The organism is Marinobacter sp. UBA5687 (assembly GCF_002420325.1).
GTDB lineage: Bacteria > Pseudomonadota > Gammaproteobacteria > Pseudomonadales > Oleiphilaceae > Marinobacter > Marinobacter nauticus.
Genome location: NZ_DIHV01000073.1, coordinates 1 through 11,209 on the forward strand (window position 1 = coordinate 1; position 11,209 = coordinate 11,209).

10 protein-coding genes are annotated in these 11,209 nt (G+C 57.2%); 2 read left to right on the forward strand and 8 right to left on the reverse strand.

The window, feature by feature from the left end; all coding sequences use genetic code 11:
- The 8 genes from rseP to rpsB form a co-directional block, all read right to left on the reverse strand.
- Window positions 1-1,311 (reverse strand): RIP metalloprotease RseP (gene rseP, locus B3Y70_RS07745; RefSeq protein WP_288589554.1); only part of this gene is annotated, 1,311 nt, incomplete at its 3' end.
- A gap of 49 nt (window positions 1,312-1,360) precedes the next feature.
- Window positions 1,361-2,545: a 1-deoxy-D-xylulose-5-phosphate reductoisomerase gene (gene ispC, locus B3Y70_RS07750; protein WP_286895792.1), complete on the reverse strand. Its 1,185-nt coding sequence runs from the start codon at window positions 2,543-2,545 to the stop codon at window positions 1,361-1,363.
- A complete protein-coding gene (locus B3Y70_RS07755) occupies window positions 2,542-3,387 on the reverse strand; it encodes a phosphatidate cytidylyltransferase (protein ID WP_199452013.1) in 846 nt (281 codons plus the stop codon). The genes ispC and B3Y70_RS07755 overlap by 4 nt, the downstream gene beginning before the upstream one ends.
- 19 nt (window positions 3,388-3,406) lie before the next feature.
- Window positions 3,407-4,177 (reverse strand): polyprenyl diphosphate synthase, encoded by a 771-nt coding sequence (gene uppS, locus B3Y70_RS07760; protein WP_153741591.1) that lies wholly within the window; start codon window positions 4,175-4,177, stop codon window positions 3,407-3,409.
- A 62-nt stretch (window positions 4,178-4,239) separates the two neighbouring features.
- Window positions 4,240-4,797, reverse strand: a complete 558-nt coding sequence (gene frr, locus B3Y70_RS07765; protein ID WP_031210096.1) for a ribosome recycling factor — start codon at window positions 4,795-4,797, stop codon at window positions 4,240-4,242.
- Between the two features lie 69 nt (window positions 4,798-4,866).
- Complete coding sequence (pyrH, locus tag B3Y70_RS07770) at window positions 4,867-5,595, reverse strand: UMP kinase (RefSeq protein ID WP_011786005.1); 729 nt, start codon at window positions 5,593-5,595, stop codon at window positions 4,867-4,869.
- A gap of 180 nt (window positions 5,596-5,775) precedes the next feature.
- Window positions 5,776-6,645 (reverse strand): translation elongation factor Ts, encoded by an 870-nt coding sequence (gene tsf / locus B3Y70_RS07775; RefSeq protein ID WP_153741592.1) that lies wholly within the window; start codon window positions 6,643-6,645, stop codon window positions 5,776-5,778.
- Window positions 6,646-6,738: 93 nt separating this feature from the next.
- On the reverse strand, window positions 6,739-7,491 hold the full coding sequence (gene rpsB / locus B3Y70_RS07780; RefSeq protein ID WP_011786007.1) for a 30S ribosomal protein S2: 753 nt from the start codon (window positions 7,489-7,491) through the stop codon (window positions 6,739-6,741).
- Between the two features lie 273 nt (window positions 7,492-7,764).
- On the opposite strand from rpsB, the gene map reads away from it, so the two are divergent.
- Together map and B3Y70_RS07790 are read left to right on the forward strand one after the other, a co-directional pair.
- Window positions 7,765-8,535 carry a type I methionyl aminopeptidase gene (gene map, locus B3Y70_RS07785; protein WP_153741593.1) on the forward strand — a complete coding sequence of 257 codons (771 nt, stop codon included), beginning with the start codon at window positions 7,765-7,767 and terminating at the stop codon, window positions 8,533-8,535.
- Window positions 8,536-11,181 (forward strand): [protein-PII] uridylyltransferase, encoded by a 2,646-nt coding sequence (locus tag B3Y70_RS07790; protein ID WP_153741594.1) that lies wholly within the window; start codon window positions 8,536-8,538, stop codon window positions 11,179-11,181.
- The last annotated feature ends 28 nt before the right edge of the window (window positions 11,182-11,209 follow it).

The following is an 11,209-nucleotide window of genomic DNA, read 5'->3' on the forward strand; positions in this document are numbered from 1 at the left end:
TAAAGTCAGTATCAAAGCCATACCAATTCGTAATCCGAAGGCCTGAGCCTGCTCGGAAAGTGGTTTCCGCCGAATGGCTTCGATGGTGTAGTACACGATATGACCGCCATCCAGAACCGGAACAGGCAGCAGGTTAAGTACGCCAAGACTGACACTCAGGTACGCCAGAAAGCGTACGAAGTCTTCGAATCCCGAGCTGACACTCGCCTCGGCAACCCGGGCAATGGTGATAGGACCACTGAGGTTGGTCGGCGACAACAGCCCGGTGACCATCTTTTTAATCGCCACCAGGGTCAGACGTGTGTCGGCCCAGGTTTCGTTCACCGCATTGGGTATGGCAGCCAAAGGCCCATAGCGGACCTCCCGCAACAGATCATCGGGCCAGCTCACTGCACTTACGCCGGCACCGACGAAACCAATCACCTGACCATCTTCAAGGGTTCTCGATGCCGGTGTTACCGGTACATTCAATTCATCGCCAGAGCGCTCGATGGTCAGTTCCAGAGTCTGTTCCGGGGCATTCCGAATATGCTCCACCAGAGCGAACCAGTCCGGTACCGGCTCGCCATCAACAGCCAATATGCGGTCACCGCCTTGCAGCCCGGCCGCATTTGCCCGACCATCGGCAGTCACCTCACCCAGCACCGCGGGCACATCCGGCCGCCAGGGGGATATCCCGAACTCCGCCAGCGGGTTCGGAGTATCATCACTCAGGCGCCAGCCGTCCAATGGACCCGCCACAGTGCCCCTGGAACCATCCCGGGAAATCTCCAGCGAAACCTGACCGTACTCCCCCGCCCTCTCGAGCAGCCGCATGTTGACGTCTCGCCAGGAGGTCACCCTATGGCCGTCAACGGTATGGATTTCCATCCCGCTTTCCAGCCCTGCCCGTTCCGCAACGCTGCCCTGGGCCACCTCGCCAACCACCGGAGCGACGGTGGTAACGCCAACAACACTCAACACCCAGTAAGCGAGAATCGCGAACAGAAAATTGGCAATTGGGCCGGCAGCCGCAATGGCGATGCGCTGGGAAGGAGGTTTCGAGGTAAACGCCTGATCACGTAGCTCTTCCGGTACCGGGCCTTCCCGCTCATCCAGCATTTTCACGTATCCCCCCAGGGGGATAGCCGCTACCGCATATTCGGTTCCGTGACGGTCATACCACGAAAACAGAGGCTTGCCGAACCCCACTGAAAAACGAAGCACCTTCACACCGAATCGGCGTGCCACCCAGAAATGGCCGTATTCGTGCAGCGTTACCAGAATTCCGAGGGTAAGCGCCAGTGCCAGTACGGTTTGAATGATCTGCATAGACGTTCCGGTTTATGGCTGAATGAGCGGCCTGTCAGGCCCAGGGACGTCAGACAGCCAGCAGGCTGATCTGTTCCCTGGCCCGGCGGCGAGCCTCGGCATCTTTCGCGAAAATAGTGTCAAAGCTGTCCGCCGGCACAACTTCTGTGGCCGTCAGGGTTCGCTCTATAATAACGGGGATATCGGCAAAGCACAGCCGGCCTTCCAGAAACGCCGCCACTGCAACCTCGTTCGCCGCATTGAGTACCGCTGGCGCTGTACCGCCGGCAGCAAAGGCTTCGGCCGCAAGGCGCAAACAGGGGAAACGCTGCAAATCCGGGCGCTCAAAGTGAAAACGGCCAATGGCGAACAAATCCAGGGGCGCAACACCAGCCTCAATACGCTCAGGCCAGGCCAGGCCATTGGCAATGGGTGTACGCATATCCGGGCTTCCCAACTGGGCAAGCACCGAGCCGTCGGCATATTCAACCATGGAGTGAATGATGCTTTCGGGGTGGACATGAACCTGCACGTTTGCCGGCGTGGTATTGAACAGCCAGCAGGCTTCAATCAACTCCAGGCCCTTGTTCATCAGGGTTGCAGAGTCCACAGAAATCTTCTGGCCCATTGACCAGTTAGGATGGGCGCAGGCCTGGGCCGGCGTCACCGCCCGCAGGTCCTCAGCCGCAGACTCCCGGAAAGGTCCGCCGGAGGCGGTCAGAAGGATACGGGTAATACCCGCGCCATGAGGGTCTCGCACCTTGTCCGCCGGCATACACTGAAAAATGGCATTATGCTCGGAGTCAATGGGCAGCAGCTCGGCCCCGTGGCGCTCAACCGCGTCCATAAACAGTTTGCCGGACATCACCAACGCTTCTTTGTTGGCGAGAAGAACGCGTTTGCCGGCCCGGACTGCGGCCAGCGTTGGCGCCAGGCCGGCAGCGCCGACAATGGCAGCCATCACGGTGTCCGACTCCGCCGAAGCCGCCACCTCACAGAGCCCCGCTTCTCCCGCCAGCACGCGGGTCTCGGGCATATCCGCCAACAGCGCCTTCAGGCGTTCAGCAGCTTCTGCATCGGCCATCACCGCAACGGCCGGTCGAAATTCACGGCACAGGGTTGCCAATTCATCCGCCCGGGTTCCTGCGGTCAGGGCATACACTGAAAAACGGTCTGGATGCCTGCGAATAACATCCAGGGTACTCAAGCCAATGGAGCCCGTTGCGCCGAGAACCGTAATCGAGCGTTTCGTCATGCCACGACCTGGCCGGCGGTCAACCAGCCCAACAGAGTAATCATCAGGGCAAATACCGGAATGGCCGCGGTGAGGCTGTCGATACGATCCATAATGCCGCCATGCCCGGGCAGCAGCTGACTGCTGTCCTTGATGCCTCGAAAGCGCTTCAGCATGCTTTCAAGTAAATCGCCAAGAACCGAGACAAAACCGGTCACCAGACTTGCCACCACCAGCAGCATGGCTTCCGCGACACCTGCGTTGGCCAGAAGGCTGGCCACAATGGCGAGTAAGGCCACTGCAGCCAATCCTCCCCATACGCCAGCCCAGGATTTGCCGGGACTGACGCGAGGCGCCAGCTTGGCTTTACCAAAGGCGCGGCCGGCAAAATAGGCGCCGATATCAGCCACCCACACCACCAGAAAAATATACAGAATAACGACCAGATTGTTGGCCACGTCGCCAAACTGGAAGCCGCCATTGCGAAGGTGATTCAGGCCCACCCACGCGGGCACCAGTACCATGAACCCCATCAGCGCCCTGACCGGGATAGCGCCCCAGCGTTCGGATCCGGCGGGATACCGTCTGACCAGCCAGAAACAAACCAGCCACCAGGCAATCGCCAGCCAAAGCACCAACAGTGCTGGCAGGCCCCCCAGGGCATAGAGAAGTGCCGCCATAACCAGTGCATACCCGACGCGTCCGGGCTGGCTTTCGATTCCGGACATATTGGCCCATTCCCAGGCCCCTAACGTGATGATGGCGCCGGTAAACAGGGCGAACCCCAGAGGCGGAAGGAAAAAAATACCACCGATTGCAATCGGCGCCAGGATGAGTGCGGTAATGATTCGGGTTTTAAGCACGGTATTGGTCGCTTGGTCGTTATTGTTGTGCAGCGCGAGCAGCAATCTGGTCGTCGGTCTGACCGAAACGGCGCTGTCGATGGGCATAGGCATCAAGCGCCCTGAGCATTTGCTCGCGCTTGAAATCCGGCCAGAACACCTCGGAAAAGTAGAATTCGGTGTAGGCCAGGTGCCACAACATGAAATTGCTGATGCGTTGTTCACCCGCCGTCCGGATAAGAAGATCGGGCATGGGCAGATCACCGATGCTCAGGTGTTCCTGGATCAGGTCATCGGTGATATCTGACGGTTCCAGTTGGCCCATCCGCACCTGCTCCGCTACCTTGCGGGTCGCCTGGGTGATGTCCCAGTGGCCACCGTAATTGGCCGCAATCACCAGCGTCATTCGGGTATTGTCACGGGTCAGCGCCTCGGCTTTCTCCATATGCTCCTGGAGCGCCGGATTGAAGGCTGAACGATCACCGATAATCCGTAGGCGGATGTTGTTGCGATGCAGTTTGCGGACTTCCCGCTCCAATGCGATCAGGAACAGACGCATAAGAGCTGATACTTCGTCCTTGGGCCGGCGCCAGTTCTCGCTGGAAAAGGCAAACAGGGTCAATACCTCCACGCCCTCTTTGGCGCAGGTTTCCACCACCGCCTTGACCGCATCCACCCCGGCCTTGTGGCCCGCCACTCCCTTAAGCCGGTGCGCTTTGGCCCAGCGGTTATTGCCATCCATGATAATGGCGACATGCCGGGGGCAGTTATCTGCTGCCACCGGAATTTCTGCGGTAACTTTTGCCGTCATGAAATCCTCTGTGCGGCGGGACTCCCCCGCCGCTGATCCTGCTCCTGAATGAACCCGGGCGCTTAAACCGCCATCAGGTCCTCTTCCTTCGACTTCAACATCTTTTCAACTTCGGCGATGTATTTGTCGGTGAGCTTCTGAATTTCATCTTCGCCACGGTGCTGATCGTCTTCGCTGATTTCCTTTTCCTTAACCAGCTCTTTGATCATGTGATTGGCATCGCGACGAGCGTTACGAATAGACACCCGACCATGCTCCGCATCAGCCTTTGCCTGCTTGACCATTTCTTTACGGGTCTCTTCAGTCAGCATCGGCATGGGCACGCGGATGATGTCGCCACTGGTGGCCGGATTCAGGCCAAGGTCAGACGTCATAATCGCTTTCTCAATCGTGGGCACCAGATTCTTTTCCCAGGGCGCAACCGTCAGCGTCCGGTTGTCTTCCACGTTCACGCTGGCCACCTGCTTCAGCGGTGTTTCCTGACCGTAGTAGTTCACCATTACGCTGTCCAGGATCGCCGGATGGGCACGTCCGGTACGGATTTTATTGAAAGCCGAATGCAGAGCTTCCAGGCTCTTTTTCATTTTCTTTTCGGCTTCAGCTTTGATGTCGTTAATCACGTCAGCTTCCTCAATTCGTTCGTCTGGTTCCATGCAGGAAGCCGGCACTTCAGGCGCCGGCAGCCTTATTCATTCAATCAATGTGCCTTCCCGTTCCCCGGTCACAATGCGCGTCAGCACACCGGGGCGGTTCATGTCGAAGACCCGAAGCGGCATACCGTGATCCCGCGCCAGGCAGATGGCCGTGAGATCCATCACGCCCAGTTTCTTGTCCAGAACCTCATCATAGGTCAGGTGGTCGTATTTTACTGCGGTAGGATCAAGATGGGGATCGGCCGAGTAAACGCCATCTACCTTGGTTGCCTTCAGAACAGCGTCAGCTTCAATTTCAATGCCACGCAGACAGGCCGCGGAGTCCGTGGTGAAGAACGGGTTGCCGGTACCCGCGCTGAAGATGACCACGTCACCTTCCTTAAGATCCCGCACCGCACGGCGACGGTCATAATGCTCGACAATGCCGCTCATGGGGATAGCAGACATCACGCGGGTACGGATGTTCGAACGCTCCAGCGCATCACGCATGGCCAGGCCGTTCATGACCGTGGCCAGCATCCCCATGTGGTCTCCGGTCACGCGATCAAGGCCTGCCGCATTGAGGGCTGCTCCGCGAAACAGGTTGCCACCGCCAATGACCAGCCCCACTTGAACACCAATGCCAATAAGGGCACCAATTTCCAGGGCCATACGATCAAGAACTTTGGGATCAATACCGAAATCGTGCTCTCCCATCAGGGCTTCGCCACTGAGCTTGAGCAGAACACGCTTGTATCTGGGCTGGTTTTTCGAAGATGTCGGCATGGTGGTCCCCTTCTCGTCTGTTGGCTATCCGGCGCAAACCCGTTGCAGGCTTGTATCTGACATACTCCTCAAAAAAGGGGTATCTCAGATACAAGCCCGCCACGAAAGCCGGGCGAACCCGGCTGACGTGGCAGACTCAGGTGGCACTACCATGTTGCACGGCAGTGCCTCGAAGAGGAATCAGGCCTTGCCTGTGCCAGCGGCAGCAGCCACTTCAGCAGCAAAATCCACTTCTTCTTTCTCGATGCCTTCACCCACTTCCAGGCGAATGAAACCAACCAGGTCGCCACCGGCCGACTTGATCAGGTCACCCACTTTCTGGTCCGGATTCTTGACGAACGGCTGCTCAACCAGGCTGTTTTCAGCCAGGAACTTCTTGATGCGGCCACCCATCATCTTCTCAACGATCTCGGCAGGCTTGCCTTCCATATCCGGCTGGGCCTTGATGATCTCTTTCTCTTTTTCCAGCTCTTCAGCCGGCATGTCGTCAGGCTTGCCAACGCGCGGGTTAACAGCAGCAACGTGCATGGCAATGTCGCGAGCCAGCTCTTCGTCACCTGCAGTCAGGGCAACAACGGAAGCGATCTTGTTGTTGCTGTGCACGTAACCACCCACAACCGGGCCTTCAACCTTGATGATGCGACGAACGGTGATGTTTTCACCGATCTTCTGAACCAGAGCCTCACGCTTGGCTTCCAGGTCGCCTTCCATCAGCTTGGCAACGTCAGTTTCGCCCTTCTCGAAGGCAACATTCAGAACGTCGTTGGCAAAGTTCATGAAGTTGTCGTCGCGAGCAACGAAGTCAGTTTCGGAGTTCACTTCCAGAATGAAGGCCACGGTGTTGTCGTCAGACACCTTGACCAGAGACACGCCTTCAGCGGCAGTACGGCCGGCCTTCTTGGCGGCTTTCAGACCGGAAGACTTGCGCAGCTCTTCAATCGCAGTTTCAACATTGCCTTCAGCTTCAACCAGTGCTTTTTTGCACTCCATCATGCCAAGGCCAGTACGCTCACGCAGCTCTTTGACCATTGCAGCGGTAATTGCAGCCATGTTCAATCCTCTTGTCTTTTCCGAATTCGGTGGGGAGGTATACCCGCATAAACAGGCGGGCATACCTTACAACTCAAACGTTAAGCCTGGATGTTACTCGGCGGCCGGAGCAGCGCCTGCAGCATCTTCGCTGACTTCAACAAACTCGTCAGCGCCAGCGCCGGCAGACTGGGAAGCTTCCAGACAGGTATCGGCAACGGCTTTCACGTAGATCTGGATAGCACGGATGGCGTCATCGTTACCCGGGATCACGTAATCAACACCATCGGGATCGCTGTTGGTATCAACAACACCGATAACAGGAATACCCAGCTTATTGGCTTCCTTGATGGCGATACGCTCGTGGTCTACGTCGATAACGAACAGGGCATCCGGCAGGCCACCCATATCCTTGATACCACCGATGGAGCGCTCGAGCTTATCCATCTCACGGGTACGCTCAAGAGCTTCTTTCTTGGTCAGCTTGTCGAAAGTACCGTCCTGGCTCTGGGCTTCCAGATCACGGTAGCGACGGATAGACTGACGGATGGTCTTGTAGTTGGTCAGCATACCACCCAACCAGCGGTGGTTAACGTAAGGCTGACCGGAACGCTGAGCTTCTTCCTTGATGATCTTGGAAGCCGCGCGCTTGGTACCAACAAACAGGATCTTGTTCTTGTTCTCAGCCAGAGACTGAATGAAGTTCAGCGCTTCATTCATGGCCGGAACAGTCTGCTCCAGGTTGATGATATGAATCTTGTTACGGGCGCCGAAGATGAACTTCGACATTTTCGGGTTCCAGTAGCGAGTCTGGTGACCGAAGTGAGCACCTGCCTTGAGCAGGTCACGCATATTTACCTGAGCCATGATATTTACCTTTTAGCTTCGGGTTAGTCCTCCACGCGTCCGATTGCCCCAACCAGCCTCCTTTAAACAGGAGCCGGCACCCTGGGACAACGTGCTGACACGTGTGTGAATTTGCCGGATTCGTTTCCGGCGGGCGCGTTTATACCATATCTGCCAGGCCAAACGCCATTATTTTTAGCCCCGGACTATGGCCAGCATAGCCTGCTCCCCGCCTTGTACCTTATGTCGCCGCCCCTTAAAATGCCGGTTTGATACAAATCAACAGGAAGCCCGATGCAGGTAACTATCAAGACCCCCGAAGAGATTGAAAAGATGCGCGTGGCCGGTCGCCTGGCTGCCGAAGTTCTGGAAATGCTCGACGAACATGTCAAACCCGGCATCACCACGGAAGAGCTGGATCGTATTGCGCACGACTATATCGTCAACACACAGCAGGCAATTCCCGCGCCCCTGAACTACAAGGGCTTCCCCAAGTCTATCTGCACATCTGTCAACCACGTAATCTGTCACGGCATCCCGTCCGAGAAGAAGGTGCTGAAGGAAGGCGACATCATCAATATTGATGTCACTATCATCAAAGACAGTTACCACGGCGACACCAGCAAGATGTGGATTGTGGGTAAGCCCAAGCCCGGCACCGAACGCCTGATCCAGATCACCCAGGAGTGCCTATATAAAGGCATTGAACTGGTGAAACCCGGAACCCGTCTGGGTGATATTGGCCACGTAATACAGCAGTATGCCGAGAAACACCGTTACTCCGTTGTCAGAGACTATTGCGGCCACGGCATTGGCAAAGTGTTTCACGAGGAGCCCCAGGTAATGCACTACGGCAAGCCCGGCACCGGCATGGAACTCAAAGAAGGCATGACCTTTACCATCGAGCCGATGATCAACCAGGGCAAATACCAGACCAAGTTACTGGCAGATGGCTGGACAGTAGTCACCAAGGATCACAAACTGTCGGCACAGTGGGAGCACACCATTCTGGTAACCTCCGATGGCTATGAGGTGCTCACCCGCCGATCGGAAGAGTCGTTCTAAGTGGACCGAAGCGAGCTGGAATCCCGCATCAGTAACGACACCTCACCGGTGTTTGCCGCACGCGAACTGTTGCGGGAAAGCTACAACGCTGATGCCGAGGCATTTCGGCAAGGCGCCGATGTCCGGGCCCTGGTTCATGCCAGGGCCAACACCATCGACAAGGTACTCCGACTGATCTGGAACCGGTACCCATTTTCCCGCTCCGCTGACATTGCGCTGGTGGCCGTCGGGGGTTATGGCCGAGGCGAGCTGCACCCCCATTCCGATATTGACCTGCTGATTCTTACCCGCAACGGCATAGAAGAAGACTGGCAGGAAGACCTGGGCGCGTTTGTTACCCTGCTCTGGGATCTGAAACTCGATATTGGCCACAGCGTTCGCAGCCTGGCGGAATCCATTCAGGCCGCCCGGGAAGATATCACTATCCTGACCAACCTGCTGGAAACACGCACCATCGCAGGCCCGGATGGATTGCGAGCCCAACTCAGTGAGCAGGTGTATTCAGACGACGTCAGTTCGGACCGGGACTACTTCCTCGCCAAACGGGAAGAGCAGCAGCAGCGCCACAAGAAATACGGCGACACCGAATATAACCTGGAGCCCAACGTCAAAGGCTCACCGGGCGCCCTTCGAGATATCCAGACCATCGGCTGGATCACCAAACGCCATTTCGGCCTGCAGAATATTGCCGACCTCACCCGCTTCAGCATCCTGACCGAAGAAGAGCATCAGATTCTGTATCAGGGAGAGACCTTCCTCTGGCAGCTCCGCTTTGGTCTTCAATTACTGGCCGACCGCAACGAAAATCGCCTGCTGTTTGACCACCAGCGAGCGCTGGCGCAAATGCTCGGGTACCAGGACGAAGGCAAACGCCTGGGTGTGGAACTGATGATGCAGCAGTACTACCGCACTGTGCTTGCACTGGCGGAGCTGGCCGACGTGATCCTGCAGTATTATGACGAAGCCATCATTGGCAGCGGCGGCGAAGATGAAATTCGCCCCCTGAACAAACGTTTCCAGGTTCGCAACCTTTACATTGAAGCGGTGAACAATCAGGTGTTCGCCTACGCCCCGTACGCGATCATGGAAATCTTCGTGCTGATGGCGCAACACCCGGAGATCAAAGGTATCCGGGCCACCACGATTCGCTCACTCCGGGCCCACAGGCATCTGATTGATGACGCGTTCCGGTCTGACCTGGCCGTCACTACGCTGTTTATGGAGCTGCTACGCACGCCCCATGCCCTGGACCAGACTCTGTCGGCCATGAAGAAGTACAACGTGCTGGGCCGCTACCTGCCGGAGTTCGGCCAGATCATCGGGCAGATGCAACACGACCTTTTCCATATCTATACGGTAGACGCCCACACCATGCGGGTGATCCGTAATATGGTGAGGCTCAACAGCACCGAGGCCCGAACCGAATACCCCCTGGCCTCCCGTCTGATCCACCGGCTGCCGAAACTGGAAACCCTGTTTATTGCCGGCCTCTACCACGACGTGGCAAAAGGCCGGGGCGGCGACCATTCCGAGCTTGGCGCCATTGATGCCGAAGCCTTTTGCGAGCGGCACCATCTCAGTGAACGGGACACCCAGCTGGTGTCTTGGCTGGTGGAAAACCACCTGCTAATGTCGATGACCGCGCAGCGCAAGGATATTTCCGACCCGGACATCATTCAGGCCTTTGCCCGCGCGGTACCCAGCCTCGCCCACCTGGACTATCTCTACATCCTCACGGTTTGCGATATCAGTGCCACCAATCCCAAACTGTGGAACACCTGGCGCGCGTCGTTGTTGCGCCAGCTTTATATAGAAACCAAACGGGCTCTGCGCCGCGGCACTGACAATCCGGTAGACCGGCAGTCCTGGATCCGGGCCACCCAGGAGGAAGCCAGGGAAATCCTCCACGCCCAGAACATGACCGACGAACAGATCGACCAGATCTGGAATACCGTGGACGACGAATACTTCCTGCAGGATTCCACTGTCGATATCGCCTGGCAAACAGCCGCCATCATTCGCCACGGCGACAACCCGGATCCTCTGGTACTGATCCGGGACACCCGGGGTGGCCCGACTGACGGCTATTCCCAGATCATCATCTACATGAAAGATCGCGTCGCCCTGTTTGCCGCCACCACCGCTGTTCTGGAGCAGTTGAACCTGAACATTGTGGATGCCCGCATCAATTCCACCGAAGGCCCCTATTCCATCAGCTCCTATGTGGTTCTGGATGACAAGGGCCAGCCGCTGGGCATCGACCCGGCCCGAAAGGAGCGTGTACGCAAGCGCCTGATTGAAGAACTGGACGACCCGGAAGACTATCCGGACATCATCCATCGCAGAACGCCAAGGCAGTTGAAACACTTTGCGTTTCCGACCGAGGTGACCTTCTCCAACGACACCATCAATCAGCGCACGGTGATGGAACTGATTACGCCGGACCGCCCCGGTCTGCTGGCGCGGATTGGCCAGGTGTTGCTGGAGCACCGGGTGCGGCTGACCAACGCCAAGATTGCCACGCTGGGAGAACGGGTTGAAGACGTGTTCTTCATCACCGACGAACAGGGCGAACCCCTGCGCGACCCGGGCGTGTGCCAGGCCCTGCAACAGGACCTCTGTAAAATGCTGGACGAGATTCAATGAACCCCAATCTGGAAAGACTTCACCCCTA

What these genes read in the sequence shown, in the direction of transcription:
- uppS (WP_153741591.1), bottom strand. Translation starts at nt 4,177, where the DNA reads ATGACGGCAAAAGTTACCGCAGAAATTCCGGTGGCAGCAGATAACTGC.
- rpsB (WP_011786007.1), bottom strand. Translation starts at nt 7,491, where the DNA reads ATGGCTCAGGTAAATATGCGTGACCTGCTCAAGGCAGGTGCTCACTTC.
- pyrH (WP_011786005.1), bottom strand. Translation starts at nt 5,595, where the DNA reads ATGCCGACATCTTCGAAAAACCAGCCCAGATACAAGCGTGTTCTGCTC.
- ispC (WP_286895792.1), bottom strand. Translation starts at nt 2,545, where the DNA reads ATGACGAAACGCTCGATTACGGTTCTCGGCGCAACGGGCTCCATTGGC.
- map (WP_153741593.1), top strand. Translation starts at nt 7,765, where the DNA reads ATGCAGGTAACTATCAAGACCCCCGAAGAGATTGAAAAGATGCGCGTG.
- tsf (WP_153741592.1), bottom strand. Translation starts at nt 6,645, where the DNA reads ATGGCTGCAATTACCGCTGCAATGGTCAAAGAGCTGCGTGAGCGTACT.